Genomic DNA, 19,051 nt, shown 5'->3' on the forward strand with positions numbered 1-19,051 from the left:
TCTGCCAATTCAAAGAAATGAATGTTGCAATAGTAGGTGCTACTGGTTACGGCGGTATTCAAGCAGTTAATCTTTTAAAGAAAAATAAAAACTACAATATCTCATTTTTAGGAGGTAATAAAACATCTGGCTCTAAGTGGAATGATAATTTCCCTTTTATTTATCTTGATACCGATCCCTCTATAGAAAAAATTTCAGTAGAGAATATCTCAAACAACTCAGATATCGCTTTGCTTTGTTTACCAAATGGCCTGTCCTCCACATTGACAAGGAAATTATTAGATAGAGGAGTTAAAGTTATTGATTTATCAGCTGATTATAGATATAAGTCCTTAGATGAATGGAAAAAAGTCTATTCCAAAGAAGCTGCTATCTATAAAAGGAATGATTATGATTTATGCAAAGAGGCAGTCTACGGTCTTCCTGAGATAAATAAAGAAGCTATTTCAAAAGGACGATTAATTGCATGTCCAGGATGTTATCCAACATCCGCTCTTATTCCATTAGCTCCTTATCTTTCGCAGGGAATTATTGAAAATGAAGGAATAGTAATTGATTCTAAAAGTGGTACTTCTGGAGGGGGTCGAGAACCAAATCAAAAATTACTTTTATCAGAATGTGGTGAAGGGCTATCAGCATATGGATTGATAAACCATAGACATACTTCAGAGATCGAGCAAGTTGCATCTATAATTTCTGGAAATAAAATTGAATTGCTTTTTACTCCTCATTTGGTTCCAATTACAAGGGGTATGCATTCGACAATATATGGGAGATTAAGAGATCCTGGTTTAACATCGGATGATTGCAGAATTCTATTGGATAATTATTATAGAAATTTTAAAAATATTAAAGTCTTACCTGTAGATACATTCCCATCAACAAAATGGGTTAAAAATACAAATCAAATTCTTCTTTCTGTGAAAGTTGATATTCGGAATGGAAGGATTATTATTTTATCTGTGATTGATAATTTGTTAAAAGGACAAACTGGACAAGCTATTCAAAATTTAAATATTATGAGTGGATTTTCAATAGATGATGGTCTTGAGTTAACTAATAACTTTCCATAAAATTACTTCTTATCAAAAAACCAGCATGTGAGATTGAGTGAGGTAGAATTTTATGCTCAAGTATTTGTATTTTTTTAGAAAGTGATTCAATATTGTCGTTATTTAGAATTGGCAATGCAGCTTGCATTATAAGAGAACCACTATCTACCTCCTCATTAACAAAATGTACTGAACAACCAGTTATTTTTGAACCATTTAATATAGAATCTTTTATTGCAGAAGCCCCTTTATATGAAGGAAGTAATGATGGGTGAATATTTATAATTTTCTTCTTAAATTTATTAATAAATAATGAACTGACGATTTTCATCCATCCAGCCATTACAACAAGTTCAACATCGTAATTAATTAGAGTATTTATAATTTCTAATTCAAAAAGCTCTTTTTCCAAAAAGTCTTTGCCTTTTATTACTTTGTGAGGTATTTTTACACTTTCAGCTCTTTTTATACAACCTGCATCATCTTTATTAGTAATAAGAACTTTTATATCTATATCTAATTCTCCTTTTTCTGAGAGATTAATTAACTCCTGAAAGTTTGTTCCATTCCCAGATGCAAGTACACCTATTTTTAATTTTGGTGAAAATTTTCTAAATTCAGATATCTCAGGCGAAATTATGTAATTAAATGATTTATCCAATTTTTTTTATTTTATCCAATGATAAATTCATATGAAATAAAAAAAAACCTCTATTTAAATTGTTTATATTCAAAAACATATGTATTTAAAAATAAAAATTTAAACAAATTTAAATCGAAGTACTATTTGTATAGATATAATTAAAAAATAAAATAAAAGAAACAAATATATAAAATGAATGGAGATTCAAACTCTTGGGAAAAATTCTGTAATTATCTTTGGTTTGATAAAAAATTAAATATCTGGCTAGACATAAGCAAAATTAATTTCACAAATAACGATATAAATACTTTAGAACAGAAATTTATAGATGTTTTTTCATCAATTCAAGAATTAGAAAATGGAGCAATATCAAATATTGATGAAAATAGACAAGTTGGACATTATTGGCTTAGAAATCCAAAAATTTCTCCATCCTCCAAAATAAGAGAGGAGATTAGTGCAGAAATTAATGATATTTCTGAATTTGGCAAACAAATTTTAAATGGAAACATTAAGAATAAGAATAATCAGAACTATACGGATGTTCTATGGATAGGAATTGGTGGAAGTGGGTTAGGCCCATTACTTATTACGGAGTCACTTCAAAAGTGCACTGAAGGATTAAAATTTTCTTATATCGATAATGTTGATCCTTTTTTAATTAGCGAAAAGTTAGAAGAATTATCTGAAAATTTATCTACAACATTATTCGTAGTTGTAAGCAAATCAGGTGGTACGCCTGAACCTAGAATTGCTATGGAAATTATTAAAAGTCATTGTGAGAACAATTCTCTTGAATGGAATTCAAATGCTATAGCTATAACTATGAAAGATAGTAGGTTATTTAAAAAAGCTACTTCTGAAAATTGGTTGAAAATCTTTAATTTACAAGATTGGGTAGGAGGAAGAACGAGTATCACCAGCTCTGTTGGATTACTTCCATTAGCACTAATTAATGAAAATATATTTGAATTTATTAGAGGTGCAGCATTAATGGATGAGGCCACACGTACAAGTGATTTTAAAAATAATCCCGCAGCATTATTATCATCTGCATGGTACTTAACTGGGGATGGCTCTGGCAAGAGAGATATGGTCGTTTTACCTTATCGAGATAGGTTACAGGTATTTAGTAAATATCTTCAGCAATTAGTAATGGAATCATTAGGTAAGAAATTTAATAGAAATGGTGAAATAGTTAATCAAGGGATTTCAGTTTTTGGTAATAAAGGATCTACAGATCAACATGCTTATGTTCAGCAGCTGAGAGATGGTATTGATAACTTCTTTTGTGTTTTTATTGAATTATTAGATTCTCCATCGACTAATATTTTTGATGAAAAAGAGAATCCCAAAGAATACCTTTCTGGTTTCTTGCAAGGAACCAGATCCGCACTTTCTAGTGAAAAAAGACAGAGTATTACCATAACATTAGAAAAGTTAAATTGTTTTTCACTAGGTGCCTTAATCGCTTTATTTGAGAGGGCTGTATCCTTCTACGCTGAATTAGTAAATATAAATGCATATGATCAACCAGGAGTTGAAGCTGGAAAGAAAGCAGCCGCAAATATTATTGAGTATCAACAAAAAGTAAGTAATTTATTAGATGAAGGTGGAGAATATTCTATAAATGACATAACATCACTATTTGATCATTCAGTGAGTGAACCTATATTTTTCATACTTCGTGAAATGTGTTTCGGTAATGATGATTATTTAGTTAAGGGCGATTGGTCTAATCCAAATTCATTAGTTATTCGAAAAATAAATTCTTAAACAACAATATTCATAATTTTTCCTTTAACAATAATTATTTTTCTTATTTCCTTATCTTGAGTCCATTTTAATATGTTAGGTCTTTTAAGCGTCAATTCTTTAATTTGATCTTCACTCATATCATTATTAATATTTACTTTGTCTCTAACTTTTCCATTCACTTGTATTACTAGTTCATATGAATCTTCCTTAAGTGCCTCGGCATTAAATGAAGGCCAGTGTTCTAAATGCACAGATTTTTTAAATCCTATAAGATGCCATATTTCTTCTGAAATATGAGGTGCAAATGGAGCCAACAAAATACAAAATGTTTTTAAAGCCTCAATTTTTAAATTATTGTTTACGTCATTAATGGAATTTGATAATGAATTATAAAACTTCATTAGTTCTGATATCGCAGTATTAAATTGGTTATTTAATATGTCATTTGAAATTTCTTTTATGGCTATATTCATTGACTTTATTAAACTTTTTTCTTTATCTGGATAGGAATTAGATTTACTATTTATATCTTTTGCACAATTTATATAAAGCTTCCAAATCCTGCTTAAAAATCTAAATTGTCCTTCAACATCTGTATCTCCCCATTCCAAATCTTTTTCGGGCGGTGCTTTAAATAATATAAACATCCTTGCCGTATCTGCTCCATATTTTTTAATTACTGATTCAGGGTCTATTCCATTATATTTTGACTTAGACATCTTCTCGAATAGAACTTCGAGTTTGGTATTATCAATTGGATCTGTAGGATTTAACAGGTCATTAATATCTGAAGGAGAAACATATTTACCCGTTTTATTGTTTTTATAGGCTGCAGCCTGAACCATTCCTTGCGTTAAAAGTTTTTTAAATGGTTCGTCAATATCAAATAGTTGATTATCCCGTAAAGCTTTAGTGAAAAATCTTGCATATAACAAATGCAATATTGCATGCTCTACTCCTCCAACATATTGATCTACAGGCAACCACTTATTAATTTCAATCTTTTCAAATGGCTTATTTGAACATTTTGAAGATGGATATCTTAAAAAATACCATGATGAACACATAAAAGTGTCCATAGTATCAGTTTCTTTTTTTGCCGCAATTCCACATTTTGGACATGTTGTATTTATCCAATTATTATTTTCACCTAAAGCATTAATTTTGTTAGCCGAGATATTTATATCTTTTGGTAATGCAACAGGTAAATCAGATTGGTTTAAAGGAACAGATCCACATTTTTTGCAATTTACAATGGGAATCGGACATCCCCAATATCTTTGTCTAGATATTAACCAATCTCTTAAACGATATTGAATCTTATTTTCGGCCCATCCATTATTTACGCCTTCCTCTGAAATTTTTAATTTAGCAATAGTATTTGCCATATCATTGTATTCATTGGAATTAATAAGATATCCATTTTCCACATAAGCTTCATCAAGCTGTTTAATTTGTTCATTTTTATCCTTTATAATTACCTGTCTAATATCAATATTATTTTTCTTAGCAAATTCAAAATCTCTTTGATCATGAGCAGGCACGCCCATAACAGCACCTGTACCGTATTCATCGAGGACATAACTTGCCACCCAAATAGGAATAGGTTCAGAATTAACTGGATTTATTGCTATTAAGCTAGTTTTTATTCCAATTTTTTCAAGTTCATTATTTTTATTATTTTTCAAATATTGTTTGAGATTTTCTATATCTTGTATGGTTTCTTGATCAGAAATATTATTAATTAATGAATGATTAACAGAAATTGCTAAATAAGTAACTCCTAATAAAGTATCTGGCCTGGTTGTAAATACAGTTATTTTCTGTTCTGGATTGGTATTGATATTGAAATTAATATTTGTACCAATTGACTTACCAATCCAATTATCTTGCATTATTTTTACTCTTTCTGGCCAGTTATCTAATTTTTCTAAATCCCTCAATAACTCATCCGCATAATTTGTAATCCTTAAAAACCATTGCTTTAATAATTTTTTTTCTACTACTGCACCAGATCTCCAAGATTTACCCTCTGAGTCAACTTGTTCATTTGCTAAGACTGTATTATCTATAGGATCCCAATTAACTTCTGATTCCTTTTGATATACAAGACCTGCCTTATATAACTCTAAAAATAGATATTGTGTCCAAATATAATAATTTTCATCACATGTTGCAAATTCCCTCTCCCAATCAACTGATAGTCCCAAAAGCTTTAATTGTGACTTCATATGAGAAATATTTTTTTTAGTCCAGACACTTGGACTAATTCCTCTTTCAATCGCTGCATTCTCAGCAGGTAAACCAAAAGCGTCCCAACCCATTGGATGTAAGACAGATTTGCCCTTAAACCTTTGGAACCGAGCTATTAAGTCTGTAATAACATAATTTCTAACATGTCCCATATGAAGATTACCTGAAGGGTAGGGAAACATTGATAGGGCATAAAATTTATCGCTATTCTCAGTTAATTCATCGGTTTTGTATAAATTGTTTTCTGTCCATATTGACTGCCATTTTTTTTCTATTTCAGATGGATTATATAAATTGGTATCAGCCTCATATTGTTTATCGGGAGAAATCACTTAATTTATATTTGTTAAATTATTATTTTAATATCCATTGTATAAAATAGAAATAGATTGTTAAAAGGAATAATTTATAATTAAAATTTAAAATATATTATCTACAAATGAAAAATATAACTTTTGAAAAATATCAAGGTAACGGAAATGATTTCGTAATAATCGATTCTAGAGGAAATGATTTATTTGAAAATTACAAGACAAATAAAATATTTGATATAAAAAAAATTTGCAACAGGCAATTTGGTATTGGAGCAGATGGTGTGATTTTTATAGAAGAACCTAATGAAGATAATTATGCAAAAATGATAATCTTTAATTCTGATGGTTCTGAAGCACAAATGTGTGGAAACGGAATTAGGTGTTTAGTTGAGTATCTCCATGTAAATGATTCTATGAATAATAAAAATATAGAATATAAAATTGAGACTAAAGCAGGTTTAAAAATTGCAAAATATATAAATGATGAAATTACAGTAAAAATGGGATTTCCAATTATAGAAAGTCAAAATATTCCAACAACAATTGAAAAAAAAATCAATTCAATTCCTTCACATGAATTTATTGAGAAAAATTTTAATAATATAGGTTATGCCGTAGGAATGGGTAATCCTCATTTAATATTCTTTGTACAAGACATAGATTCAATTGTTCTTTCCAGACTTGGGCCTATATTTGAAAAAAATGAATTATTTCCAGAAAGAACTAATGTGCATTTTTGTCAAATCTTAAATAGAGATAATATCAAAGTAAAAGTATGGGAAAGAGGTGCAGGCCCAACCTTAGCCTGTGGAACAGGTGCCTGTGCTATTCATGTAGCAGCTTATAAATTAGGCCTTTGTAATTCACAAACCATAGTAACCTTACCAGGAGGGAATCTTAAAATTGATTGGTCAAAAGACGATTGTGAAGTCATGATGACCGGCAATGCTAAAAAGGTTTTCTCAGGATCAATGTTAGTAAATTAATGGAAAATAATTTTATCTATTTAGATAATGCATCCACAACTCCATTATCTGAGAATGTTTTAAATATAATAAATTCAACTTATAGAAATTATTGGCATAACCCTTCATCTACCTATGAGCTAGGGATAAAATGCTCTACATTTCTTGAAAAAATTAGAACTAAAATTGCTTGTATATTTGAAGCAGATCCAGAGGATATAATTTTTACATCTGGTTCTTCGGAATCAACAAATATTGTATTTAATAATATTTATGAGAACTTTATAAATGGTAGAGTTGTTATTTCGAATGTTGAACATCAGGCAACAACTATATGTGCTAATAAACTAAGAAAACTAAACTGGGATATATGTGAATGGACCGTAAATAATGATGGGATTTTAAATCTTTCTACTATTGATAAAACATTAACTAAAGAAACTAAACTTGCATCAATTATTTGGGGACAAAGTGAAATTGGGACAATACAACCTGTTCAATTTATAGGTGAAAGATGTGAAGAATTAAATATTATGTTTCATTTAGATGGAACTCAAATATTAAGTAATGGAATATTTAGTTGGAAAGATCTTAAATGTGACTTTTTAAGTTTATCTGCTCATAAATTTGGAGGTCCAAAAGGTATTGGTATTCTATTAACAAAAGAAAACTCTAGACTAATTTTAAAAAATAAAGACATATCACTGACTCAGGAATATTCAATTAGACAAGGTACACAAGCATTACCTTTAATCGCTGGAATGTATGAATCATTAAAGAATATTAGAGGAAAAATAAAATTGTATGATTACACAACCGAATTTCCTTCAAATAATATTACTATACTTAAAAATTATTTTTTTCAAAAAATTGAGGATAATAATCACATAATGATTACAGGCAGTATTAACCATAGGCTTCCCAATCATATTTCTTTTCTTCTATTAAATAAAAAATATAAACCTATTAAGGCCTATAAAATAGTTAATTTTATGTCAGAAAATCATATAGCAATCAGTAGTGGAAGTGCCTGTTCAAGCTCATCTGGAAAACCTAGTTCAACCCTTAAAAATCTAGGTTTTAAAGATGATGAACTATATTCCAATATTCGTGTTACTTTAGGTTCAATAAACAATAAGTCAGAAATAGATAAATTTTTAGAACTTATTCAAATATGTATTGACAAATTTTAATGAAAACTAATTACAATCTACCTAAAGATTTAAACGAATCTCTTAAAAATATGGAGGATGCAATTATTCCAAGTCTTTTAGATTCAAATAAAAGATTTACTATAGAATTAAATTTTGAAGGATTGAAATTTAACAGAATCGGAATAACTATTTACAAGATATTAGCTAAAAATAATAATGTATTCATAACATTTGCAGATCAAGGAGCGGTTGCTTTAGCTCAAAGAGATTATCCAGATATTAAAGATAAAATCTTTACTTTTAAATCATTTAATGAATCAAATAATATAAATAATAATGATAGTGTGATGATATCTATGCTTCCTCAGGCCTTTGATTTCGATTTATTTGAACCTATGTCTGATAATTACCAAGGAACTCATTATTCATTAAATCCAAAATTCGAAGATGCAAATATTGGTATTGGAAGTGTTATTAGAGAGAGACGTAAAAACTTTGTTAAGACTTGGAAGAATATTTATTTTCTTCAGCCTTTAAATAAAGCTGCTCTTATGCATATTTATCCACATAAATGGTTGCTTTTCAAAGAGGAAAATAAAAAATATTTTTTTAAAAAAGAATTTGAAATTAAACCCGATAATGAATCTATTTTTATGAATTTATAGATTGAATGTGATAAAAAAATTATATATATTTTTCTTAATTGTTCTTACAATAATAGTATCGCCATTTTTAATAAGATATTTACTAATAAATCAAAAAATACTTGTTCTAAATAGTATTTATTTTAATTTCCCTGGAATAATTACAAGAAAAAAAACATGTCCTAGCTATGATGCATTATTAAATCGAACACTCGATAATTCCTTTAGTGTATCAATTATGAATAATAATGGGACATTAATTAGTTCCTATAATGATGAAGTTCCAAGATTGCCAGCATCTAATCAAAAATTATTCTCATCAGCCTATGTTTTAAATAAATATAAATTAAATAATAATTTAAAAACTTCTTTATTAAAAAAAAATAAAAACAATTATTATTTGGTTGGTCAGGGTGATCCAGATTTGAATTATGAAGATATAATTGAACTAATTTCTAATGTTGAAGAAAATAAAAATATAAACTTTAATATTGTAGAAGTTGATTCAAAACTACATTGGCCTAAAGGTTGGACAAATACTGATAAGCTTTACGAATATGGATCTCCAATTACATCTCTTGCAATAGAAAGTAATCACAATAAATATGATGATATTTATGCTTTAAATAATTTTATTAAAAACTATTTAAATATTAAATTTTTAAACTCAAATGTAAATATTAATTATTTTGATTCAGAAAAAAGATTTTATTTAAAAGATGCTATCGAGATAAATAAAATATACTCAAATTCAATTCTATCATTATTAACTTTAACAAATTCTGAAAGCCATAATTTTACAGCAGAATCTCTCTTTAAAAATGCCTCTAATACTTGGAATTATAATGATTATTTAAAATTGAAAAATTGGTTAGGAAAAAAAGGTCTTCCAATAAGTAATACTTTTTTTGCAGATGCTAGTGGACTGTCTAGAAAAAATAGAATTACAACAAAGTTAGTTGTATTGTTTTTGGATAAAATGAGGTATTCAAATGATTTTAAAGCTTATCAATCTACACTTTCAATAATGGGAGTAAGAGGAACATTATCTAAACGATTTGTAAATTCTGAACTATCAGGTAAGTTCTTTGGAAAAACTGGAACTCTTTCAAATGTCTTTGCACTATCAGGCTTTTTATATAAAGATGAGAAGCCAATGATTATTAGCATTATCCAAAATTCAAAAAATATTGATAAAGAAAAAGCATTTAAATTATTACGTGAAGTTTATTACATGAAATCATGTAAATAAAAATATTATTTAAAATATTCCTTTAAATCCCTTTCAACACATGGCGGTACCATGTGATTAATTTCACCACCAAATTTTGCAACTTCTTTTACTAAAGAACTACTAAGAAAACTAAAATTTGTATTTGTCGATAGAAATATAGTTTCAATATCCTTATTTAAAGATTTATTTGTATGAGCAATCTGTAGTTCATACTCAAAATCACTCATTGCTCGTAAACCTCTTAGAATAAGGTTAGCTTTCAAATCCTTGGCACAATTGACAGTGAGGCCTGAATAAGAAATAACTTGAACATTATTTAAATAAGAAAGAGAATTTTTTATTTGTGATATTCTTTTTTGAAGATTAAATGTTGGATTTTTAGTAGTATTTTCTAAAACAGCTACAACTATATTGCCAAATAATTTTTCAGCCCTTTCTATTAAATCAATATGCCCGTTTGTTAGTGGATCAAATGTACCTGGATAAAGAATTTTCATGAATTTATTATGATCGAATAAGAAATTTAGTTAAAATAAGTTTATTAGATAAATTAATTATGACATTAAATCTAGAAGCAAAAAAAATCTTATTAAGAAAAATACCTCACGGACTATTCATTTGTGGTGTTAGAGATGAAGATAAAAATGAAGTAAACGGATTTACGGCTAGCTGGGTTACTCAAGGTTCCTTCAATCCCCCATTAGTCGTTATGGCTGTTAGAGCAGAGGGTTCTAGTCATGAAATAATAAAAACTTCAAATAAGTTCTCACTAAATGTTCTCAAAAGTGATCAAAAGGATCTAGCAGCAGTTTTCTTTAAACCCCAAAAAGCATTAGGAAGTAGATTTGAATCTATTGAATTTAATTTAGGTGAACTAGGTTTACCTATTTTAGTAGATAGTGTGGGTGGAGTTGAATGTGAAGTTGTTGGAAGTGTTATGCATGGAGACCATACCGTTTTTGTTGGTGAAGTTAAATCTGCTTATTTGAATAATGATGTTGACTCACTTAATTTAAGTTCAACTGGTTGGAATTATGGAGGTTAACCAATATAAATGAGTAATTACTCTATAGAAAAAATAGATAATAAAAATAATTTTAAAATTGAATATAAATTAATTAATAACAAGGAGTTATTAAAATCAAGACTAACCGAAATCCCAAAATCATCTGGTTGTTATCTTTTTAAAGATATAGATAATAATTTACTTTATATTGGTAAATCCAAAAAACTACGAAGTAGAGTTAGTAGTTATTTCAATAATTTTTCAGATTTAACTCCAAGATTAAGTTTGATGGTTCGTCAAATAACTGAAATAGAAATTATAGTCACAGATAGCGAATATGAAGCACTAAATTTAGAGTCAAATTTAATAAAAACAAACAAACCATACTTTAATATTCTATTAAAGGATGATAAGAAATATCCATATCTATGTATAACTTGGAGTGAAAAATATCCTCGAATATTTATTACACGAAGAAGAAGAAATAGAAATAATTTAGATAGATATTATGGACCTTATGTTGATGTAGGATTATTAAGGAGAACATTATTTACGATAAAAAAAATATTTCCACTTAGACAAAGACCAAGGCCAGTCTATAAGGATAGAACTTGTTTGAATTATTCAATAGGAAGATGTCCAGGTGTTTGCCAAGAAGTAATATCATCTGACGATTATAAAAAAATAATGAAACAAGTTTCTATGATATTTCAGGGAAGAAATGATGACTTAGAAATATTTTTACAAAAAAAAATGCTGCAATTTTCAAATGATTTAGATTATGAGAATGCAGCAAAAACAAGGGACCAAATTTCAGGTTTGAAATTATTAACTGAATCACAAAAAATATCAATACCAGATTCATCAATTAATAGAGATATATTTGGAATATTTTCAGAAAAGAATGTAGCTAGTATACAAATTTTCCAAATGAGATCTGGTAAGCTCATTGGGAGAATTGGCTATAGTCAAAAATTAAATAATGAAGATGAAAATCTTATTCTACAAAGGGTATTAGAAGAGCATTATATGAATGTTGAAGGAGTAGAAATACCATCAGAAATTCTTATTCAATATAACCTTCCAAAACAAACCACCATAGAGGATTGGTTAACGGAGCTAAGAAAAAAGAAAGTAAAAATAATAATCCCAAAAAGAAATAAAAAACATGAAACTGTTGAGATGGTTTTAAAAAATGCGAAATTAGAATTAGATAGAATATTAAATGGGATACAAGATAATGAATCAGCAATTGAGGATCTTGCCCAAATACTTGAATTAAGCGAACAACCTAAAAGAATTGAAGGTTATGATATAAGTCATATTCAAGGTACAGACCCTGTAGCATCACAAGTCGTTTTTATTGATGGTATACCTTCTAAACAGCATTATAGGAAATATAAAATTAAAGATCCAAACGTTTTTATAGGACATAGTGATGATTTTGCTTCGATATATGAAGTAATACATAGAAGGTTTAGAAAATGGTCAAGATTTAAAAAAAGCGGAGGTGATTTTTCAATATTAAATGATAAAACGAATAGCAAATTAGACAATGAACTTCTATCAGATTGGCCTGATTTAATAATGATTGACGGAGGTAAAGGGCAGTTAAATGCAGCTATTAAAGCATTAAAAGAATTAAATCTTGAGGAAGAAGTTACTATATGTTCATTGGCAAAAAAACACGAAGAAATATTTATTCCAGGTTTTAAAAAGTCTCTTGATACTGATGAAAATCAAAAAGGAGTTCTTCTATTAAGAAGAATAAGAGATGAAGCTCATAGATTTGCATTATCTTTTCATAGAGACAAAAGATCTAAGAGAATGAATAGATCACAATTATCCCAAATCAGTGGATTAGGGCCATCAAGAATAAAAGAATTGCTTGAGCATTTTAAATCAATAGACGCGATAAGAATAGCTAGTAAAGAGGATTTATCAAAAGTTAAAGGACTTGGAAAAAATTCAGTAAATGATATATATAAATATTTTCACGAGTTATAAATATTAATTAATTTTTGAAAAATAGATTTATAGATATTGTTAAATATAACTATATTAAAAATATATATTTATAAATTAATCTAGTAATTTGGCAGCTGAAGCATATCTCTGGTTTAAATCACTTCACATAATTGGGGTAGTCGTTTGGTTCTCCGGACTTTTTTATTTGGTAAGACTTTTCATATATCATGAAGAATCTAAAAATATGGATAATGAATTAAAAATTGCCTTTAATAAACAATACTCCTTGATGGAAAAACGGCTGGCGAATATAATAACAACTCCTGGGATGATATTAGCTTTAAGTATGGCTATATGCATGGTTATTATGCAGCCAAGTTGGTTAAGTGAGAAGTGGTTGCAAATTAAAATTTCTTTTGTTTTGGGATTAGTAATTTATCATTCCTATTGTTACAAAATAATGTATTCATTACAAAATGGTACCTCGACCATTTCAGCAAAAAACCTAAGATTATTAAATGAATTGCCAACTTTATTATTATTCATAATTGTACTTTTAGTTATTTTTAAAAATAATTTTCCAACCAGTGTTGCTACATGGAGTGTAGTTGGACTTGTTATTTTCATGTTGGCTTCAATACAGTTATATGCAAAGATTAGAAAGAAAAATGAGAATTCATTAAGTAATGAATAGGGAAGACTTAATAAAATTAACTTCCAATATTAATAAATATAGTTGTCCTAAAAATATTAATTTTCACTGTCATACAAAATTTAGTGATGGAAGTCTAGAACCCTATGAACTTTTAGAACAAGCTTATAAAAATAACTTGAAATTTTTATCAATAACCGATCATCATACAATTAAAGCTCATGAATATATAAAAACAAATAATATACTCACAAATTATCCTAAAGATGCATTTACATTGATTTCGGGAATAGAAATTAATTGTTTAATTCTAGGATGTTTAGTACATGTAATTGGATTGGGAATAGATATAAAAAGCAGATACCTTAATCCCTACATCCTTGGAGAATCTCCAATAGGTAATGATTTAAATATCAAATCAGTTATTAAAGCAATAAATTTAGCTGGTGGTTTATCATTTCTTGCACATCCAGCGAGGTACAGGATTCCCTTTTATAAATTAATTCCAGAGGCAAAAATACAAGGTATTGATGGAATAGAGGTTTGGTACGATTATGAACTTAATGAAGTATGGAATCCTAGTTTATTTGTCTGTTCAGAAATAGATAAATTAGCAAATAAATATTCAATGCTAAAAACATGCGGAACAGATAGTCATGGACTTTCACTCTTAGGCAGATAATTCAGAATTCGTTTTTTTCAATTTTTGAATCAGTATTAATAATTATATTCTTTAAATTTTCAATGACATCAGAAGAACAATTATTCCACATTTTTCTATTGACAATTTCAAGAAATCTTTGTGCAATATCTCTTAATGCCCATGGATTATTCTCTAGAAAGAAATTCTTAAGATCCCTATCACATAACCATGATTTATAAACTTCCTCATAACACCAATCTGATACTACTTCAGTAGAAGCATCAAAAGCATATAAGTAATCTAGTGTAGCTGAAAATTCAAAAGCTCCTTTATAACCATTATCCTTCATTCCATTTATCCATTTAGGGTTAAGAATTCTTGATATAACAACTTTATTAATTTCATCTTGTAATTTTGAAATTTTAGATAATCCAAATTTAGATAAATCACCATGATACATTTCCGGTAATTTACCGCTCAATTTTTTTACTGCTGAAGATAAACCACCTTGAAACTGATAATAGTCATCAGAATCTAAAATATCATGTTCCTTATTATCTTGGTTATGAACAACTAACTGTACATTTTTAAGAGCGTTTTCTAATGATTTTTTGTCCTCTATCGGCTCAAGATTATCACTGTAAATCCACTTACTCCAATTAAGAAAAGATTCGCCAAAATCATCAATATTTTCCCAATTAGAATTTGAAATTAGTTCTTGTAGACCAGCTCCATATGAACCCGGCGCTGAACCGAATATACGATTAATTGGATCACCATCCTTTAATGCTGCAGCAAGAGGATTGAATTTATCATTCTCATTAAGATTAGAAATAAGATTTATTGCTTTAGAAGTTAATTTAACTAACTGAGGAAATGCATCTCTAAACATTCCCGAAATCCTTAATGTAACGTCTACCCTTGGCCTATCGAGAACAGATAAAGGGATGATTTCTAAATCAATTACTCTTCTTGAGGGTCCATCCCAAATAGGTTGTACGCCTAATAAATATAATATTTGACAAATATCTTCTCCACCATTTCTCATTGTAGATGTTGCCCATACAGATATTGCTATATTTTTTAAATCTTCTCCATTGTCTTGTTTGTATAAATCAATTATTTGAGAAGCAGATTTACAACCAACACTCCATGCTGATTCAGTTGGCAGTCCTCTCGCATCAACTGAAAAGAAATTTTTACCAGTAGGTAAAGCTTCTGTTTTACCTCTCGTAGGGGCACCGGATGGACCACTGTTTACATATTTACCATTTAATGAATTAATAAATGATGATTTTTCATTATATGAAGAATTAATGATTGGATTTAGGATCTCATTTTTTAATAATAAAAAATAATTATTGTGTTTCTTATCATTAAAGAAATAGTCTATTATTTGCTGATTTTTATATTTTTCTAGATTTTTTATATTGGTTTTATTTTTGTAAAAAAACAAATATATTAGATATTTTGCTTGTTGTTCTAAAAACTCAATAGCCATTCTAAAATTTAAAATTTTTTTGTTTGAAAAACTCAATAATATTTTTTTATCCTTTTCAGTTAACTTTTGATCATATTTATTTGTCCAAGGATTCAAATCTAGTTTTAAATTTTTGGCTATATATTGAACAACACCAATTCGGCGGGCATTTGGCACTCTAGCAATACACAAGAATAAATTTATTTCATTAATATCATTCTGCCTATTGCCAAAAACATGTAATCCTGTTCTGATTTGAGATTCTTTAATTTTGCAAAGAAAGGAATCAATTTCTTCTATTTGATTATTTTTATTCATTAAAGTAATTTCACTAAAATCTTTTTTAATTAATTTAAAAATGGATTTTTCTATTATTTCAATACGATTAGAATTTAATAATTTTGCTTCAAAATATTCGTCTAAATAATTTTCTAATTTTGAATATTTTCCATATAATTCTGATCTATCCAAAGGTGGAGTTAAATGATCAATAATTGTGGCAGCAGTTCTTCTTTTAGCTTGGGATCCTTCGCCAGGATCATTTACGATAAAGGGATATATGTTAGGTATAGCTGGACAAATAATATTTGGGAAACATTTATTGCTGAGACCTATAGATTTGCCAGGTAACCATTCAACAGTCCCATGCTTACCAATATGGCATATAGCATTTGCATTAAAAACTTTTTCAATCCAAAAATATTGTGCTAAGTATCTATGGGGAGGTGGAAGATCAGGCGAATGAATATCTCTATCAGTGAAAGAGTCATAACCTCGTTGAGGTTGAATCAATAATGTTATTTTTCCAAATCTAAGACCATTTATTGAGAATCCTTTATTATCAAGGTCGATGGCATCAGATGGTTTGCCCCAACGATTAACAATAATATTTTTAGGATCAAGTTCTAAATTTTTCCAATATTTTAAATATTCACTAAGTGGTAAGTAATCTAATGGTTTATTATTTTGAGATTCAATATCATTAGTTCTAGTTTTTATAAGAATTGACATTAATTCCGAAGAATCTTGTGGATAATTACAAGATCCAAGGTCATAACCTTCTTCTCTTAACCAGTTAAGAATATTTATTATCGAAGTTGGTGTATTAAGACCAACACCATTACCGATTCTTCCATTCTTTACTGGATAATTACTTATAACTAAACAAATTCTTTTATCAAAATTATTAAGTTTTTGAAGTTTCACATAATTTGTCGCAAATTTTGAAATCCATTCAATACCTACTTGATCAGCTTTGTAACTAGTTATTTCACTATAAAGTGTATTTTTCTTTGAAATTATTTCTTTAAATGCAGAAGGACAGGTAGTAATTCTGCCATCAAATTCGGGAATGATTATTTGCATTAATAAATCAGATGAATTCATTCCAATTGATGAATTTAACCAATTTTTTCTTGATATATTAGAAGAAAGAAGCTGTAAAATAGGGATTTTAAGAGAAGTAAAAATATTTGTTGAATTTTCAATTAAATCATTATTTTTGATTTGAGATGAAGAAAAGGAAGTTGTGGTAATTATTATTTTAATATCTTCTTTTTTAAAAATTTCTATTAATTTCTTTTGAATAATATGATCTTTTAGAGTTGATATAAAAAATGTTTTAGGGGATAGTCCGCATTTTCTTAACTGCAAGTTAAGTTTTTCGTTTACTTCAATTTCATTAGCCAAAAAAAGCGATTTATAGGATATTATTCCTATCTTTTCACCTTTTTCAATTTTCCAATCATATAAATAAGGATCTGCATAATAAGAAATCTTCAAAAACTCATCAGGAATTAATGTTTCATCTATCTTTAGATAATTTAAACAATTGAGAAATTTCCTATAATTATCCAGTCCTCCAGATCTTAGTAATTTAGAAATATTTAATGCTACATCTTTATCTATACTACTTGTTTCAGATAAGGAGACTTCCTGGTCAAGGGTACCTGATAGGATTACTAGCTTCCTTTTTTTATCAAATGCTTGCCAATTTAAAAGTTGTTCAATTCCATAGTTCCATGTACCTTTATCTCCAAATAACCTTAGTACGACAACTTTTGCATAATTAATTGTTTTTAGTAGATAATTATCTACTTGAGCTGAGGAATTTAAATTAGAAATTTCTAAAGCTCTAATATTATTTTTTAATGAAGTAAATTCTTTTTCTAACAATAAGTTTGATAAGAGATTTAAATCAGCTTTGACACTTGTTATAAAAATAAAATCTGCAACTGGTTGCTCTATTAAATCATCCTTATTCTTTTCATTTCCTGCTATATTTAATATCCTGTGCATTTTTATATATAAATAAGGTTTAGAATAAGTAAGTAGGATAAAACAAGTTTACCTTAATTAAATAAATTGAATATGCATGAATTTCTTCCATATGCCTGGTTCGAAGGTAAATGTATTCCATTTAAAGAAGCAAAAATATCAATAGCTACTCATGCACTACATTATGGTACTGCTGCATTTGGAGGAATGAGAGCTATACCTAACCCAACAAATAAAGAAGAATTCCTTTTATTTAGAACTGATAAACACATAAAAAGATTATCTCAAAGTGCAAAATTACTCTTAACTGATATTTCTGAAGAATATATTTTTAAAGCCTTAGAGGAAGTTATAAAAAGAAACAAGCCAGAAAAACCTATTTATATAAGACCATTTGTATATACAAGTGATTTAGGTATAGCTCCAAGGTTACACAATATTGAAACAGATTTCTTTATTTATTGTATTGAACTAGGAGATTATTTATCCCCAGATGGTGTTTCTTGTAGAATGAGTAGTTGGACTAGACAAGAAGATAGATCTCTCCCATTGAGAGGAAAAATAAGTGGAGCTTATATTACTAGTTCATTAGCTAAAACGGAAGCTAGTTTATCGGGTTTTGACGAAGCCTTGCTATTAAATTCAAGTGGTAAGGTAAGCGAAGCTAGTGGTATGAATTTATTTGTTGTAAGAAATGGAGACTTAATCACTCCAGGTGTTGATCAAGATATCCTTGAGGGGATTACTAGAGCTAGTGTAATTGAATTAGCAAAATCATTTGGAATAAATGTAATTGAAAGACCAGTTGATAAAACAGAATTATTAATAGCAGATGAAGTTTTTCTAACTGGTACAGCAGCAAAAATTACACCAGTTAAAAAAATTGAATCAACTGAATTAAATGTTAAAAGACCAATAATGAATAAGTTAAAAAATAAGCTTATTGAAATAACAGAGGGTCGTTCTCAAGACTATGATAATTGGGTAACAAGAATTTCAATATAAAAA

At 28.2% G+C, this 19,051-nt stretch carries 15 protein-coding genes; 11 read left to right on the top strand and 4 right to left on the bottom strand.

Annotated features, from left to right (window positions below):
• Positions 1-17: 17 nt before the first annotated feature.
• Positions 18-1,073 carry an N-acetyl-gamma-glutamyl-phosphate reductase gene (gene argC / locus HA146_RS04635; RefSeq protein ID WP_209108380.1) on the top strand — a complete coding sequence of 352 codons (1,056 nt, stop codon included), beginning with the start codon at positions 18-20 and terminating at the stop codon, positions 1,071-1,073.
• Here argC and purN read toward each other — a convergent pair.
• Positions 1,057-1,713, bottom strand: coding sequence for a phosphoribosylglycinamide formyltransferase (gene purN, locus HA146_RS04640; protein ID WP_209108381.1), 657 nt, complete (start codon positions 1,711-1,713; stop codon positions 1,057-1,059). The genes argC and purN overlap by 17 nt on opposite strands.
• A 174-nt stretch (positions 1,714-1,887) precedes the next feature.
• Here purN and HA146_RS04645 point away from each other — a divergent pair, with 174 nt between their 5' ends.
• Complete coding sequence (locus HA146_RS04645; protein ID WP_209108382.1) at positions 1,888-3,471, top strand: glucose-6-phosphate isomerase; 1,584 nt, start codon at positions 1,888-1,890, stop codon at positions 3,469-3,471.
• Here HA146_RS04645 and leuS read toward each other — a convergent pair.
• Positions 3,468-6,038 carry a leucine--tRNA ligase gene (leuS, locus tag HA146_RS04650; protein WP_209108383.1) on the bottom strand — a complete coding sequence of 857 codons (2,571 nt, stop codon included), beginning with the start codon at positions 6,036-6,038 and terminating at the stop codon, positions 3,468-3,470. The two genes, HA146_RS04645 and leuS, sit on opposite strands and share 4 nt — an antisense overlap.
• A gap of 107 nt (positions 6,039-6,145) precedes the next feature.
• On the opposite strand from leuS, the gene dapF reads away from it, so the two are divergent.
• Genes dapF through HA146_RS04670 form a run of 4 tightly spaced genes read left to right on the top strand, consistent with a single transcriptional unit; the run spans position 6,146 to position 10,035 of the window.
• Positions 6,146-7,006, top strand: a complete 861-nt coding sequence (gene dapF, locus HA146_RS04655) for a diaminopimelate epimerase (protein WP_209108384.1) — start codon at positions 6,146-6,148, stop codon at positions 7,004-7,006.
• Positions 7,006-8,178: a cysteine desulfurase family protein gene (locus tag HA146_RS04660; RefSeq protein WP_209108385.1), complete on the top strand. Its 1,173-nt coding sequence runs from the start codon at positions 7,006-7,008 to the stop codon at positions 8,176-8,178. The genes dapF and HA146_RS04660 overlap by 1 nt, the downstream gene beginning before the upstream one ends.
• A complete protein-coding gene (locus HA146_RS04665) occupies positions 8,178-8,804 on the top strand; it encodes a DUF1995 family protein (RefSeq protein WP_209108386.1) in 627 nt (208 codons plus the stop codon). The genes HA146_RS04660 and HA146_RS04665 overlap by 1 nt, the downstream gene beginning before the upstream one ends.
• Positions 8,805-8,811: 7 nt before the next feature.
• Positions 8,812-10,035, top strand: coding sequence for a D-alanyl-D-alanine carboxypeptidase (locus HA146_RS04670; protein WP_209108387.1), 1,224 nt, complete (start codon positions 8,812-8,814; stop codon positions 10,033-10,035).
• Positions 10,036-10,040: 5 nt separating this feature from the next.
• Here the strand turns inward: HA146_RS04670 and coaD are convergent, their stop codons facing one another.
• Complete coding sequence (gene coaD, locus HA146_RS04675; RefSeq protein WP_209108388.1) at positions 10,041-10,514, bottom strand: pantetheine-phosphate adenylyltransferase; 474 nt, start codon at positions 10,512-10,514, stop codon at positions 10,041-10,043.
• Positions 10,515-10,573: 59 nt separating this feature from the next.
• On the opposite strand from coaD, the gene HA146_RS04680 reads away from it, so the two are divergent.
• The 4 genes from HA146_RS04680 (at position 10,574) to HA146_RS04695 (ending at position 14,325) form a co-directional block, all read left to right on the top strand.
• Positions 10,574-11,062, top strand: a complete 489-nt coding sequence (locus HA146_RS04680) for a flavin reductase family protein (protein WP_209108389.1) — start codon at positions 10,574-10,576, stop codon at positions 11,060-11,062.
• Between the two features lie 9 nt (positions 11,063-11,071).
• Positions 11,072-13,030, top strand: a complete 1,959-nt coding sequence (gene uvrC / locus HA146_RS04685; protein ID WP_209108390.1) for an excinuclease ABC subunit UvrC — start codon at positions 11,072-11,074, stop codon at positions 13,028-13,030.
• An 88-nt stretch (positions 13,031-13,118) separates the two neighbouring features.
• Positions 13,119-13,685, top strand: coding sequence for a protoporphyrinogen oxidase HemJ (gene hemJ, locus HA146_RS04690; RefSeq protein WP_209108391.1), 567 nt, complete (start codon positions 13,119-13,121; stop codon positions 13,683-13,685).
• The gene (locus HA146_RS04695; protein WP_209108392.1) at positions 13,678-14,325 is read left to right on the top strand and encodes a PHP domain-containing protein; all 648 of its coding nucleotides are present in this window, start codon (positions 13,678-13,680) and stop codon (positions 14,323-14,325) included. The genes hemJ and HA146_RS04695 overlap by 8 nt, the downstream gene beginning before the upstream one ends.
• Before the next feature lies 1 nt (position 14,326).
• On the opposite strand, the gene cobN is transcribed toward HA146_RS04695, so the two are convergent.
• Complete coding sequence (gene cobN, locus HA146_RS04700; RefSeq protein WP_209108393.1) at positions 14,327-18,064, bottom strand: cobaltochelatase subunit CobN; 3,738 nt, start codon at positions 18,062-18,064, stop codon at positions 14,327-14,329.
• Between the two features lie 72 nt (positions 18,065-18,136).
• Between cobN and HA146_RS04705 the strand changes: the two genes are divergently transcribed.
• On the top strand, positions 18,137-19,048 hold the full coding sequence (locus HA146_RS04705; RefSeq protein ID WP_209108394.1) for a branched-chain amino acid transaminase: 912 nt from the start codon (positions 18,137-18,139) through the stop codon (positions 19,046-19,048).
• Positions 19,049-19,051: the final 3 nt, after the last annotated feature.

Origin of the sequence: Prochlorococcus marinus CUG1416, assembly GCF_017695965.1 — a bacterium.
Classification (GTDB): Bacteria; Cyanobacteriota; Cyanobacteriia; order PCC-6307; family Cyanobiaceae; genus Prochlorococcus_A.

Excerpts from the sequence above, each read along its gene's own strand:
- argC (WP_209108380.1), top strand. The coding sequence starts at position 18 with ATGAATGTTGCAATAGTAGGTGCTACTGGTTACGGCGGTATTCAAGCA.
- HA146_RS04645 (WP_209108382.1), top strand. The coding sequence starts at position 1,888 with ATGAATGGAGATTCAAACTCTTGGGAAAAATTCTGTAATTATCTTTGG.
- dapF (WP_209108384.1), top strand. The coding sequence starts at position 6,146 with ATGAAAAATATAACTTTTGAAAAATATCAAGGTAACGGAAATGATTTC.
- HA146_RS04660 (WP_209108385.1), top strand. The coding sequence starts at position 7,006 with ATGGAAAATAATTTTATCTATTTAGATAATGCATCCACAACTCCATTA.
- HA146_RS04665 (WP_209108386.1), top strand. The coding sequence starts at position 8,178 with ATGAAAACTAATTACAATCTACCTAAAGATTTAAACGAATCTCTTAAA.
- coaD (WP_209108388.1), bottom strand. The coding sequence starts at position 10,514 with ATGAAAATTCTTTATCCAGGTACATTTGATCCACTAACAAACGGGCAT.
- HA146_RS04680 (WP_209108389.1), top strand. The coding sequence starts at position 10,574 with ATGACATTAAATCTAGAAGCAAAAAAAATCTTATTAAGAAAAATACCT.
- uvrC (WP_209108390.1), top strand. The coding sequence starts at position 11,072 with ATGAGTAATTACTCTATAGAAAAAATAGATAATAAAAATAATTTTAAA.
- HA146_RS04695 (WP_209108392.1), top strand. The coding sequence starts at position 13,678 with ATGAATAGGGAAGACTTAATAAAATTAACTTCCAATATTAATAAATAT.
- cobN (WP_209108393.1), bottom strand. The coding sequence starts at position 18,064 with ATGCACAGGATATTAAATATAGCAGGAAATGAAAAGAATAAGGATGAT.
- HA146_RS04705 (WP_209108394.1), top strand. The coding sequence starts at position 18,137 with ATGCATGAATTTCTTCCATATGCCTGGTTCGAAGGTAAATGTATTCCA.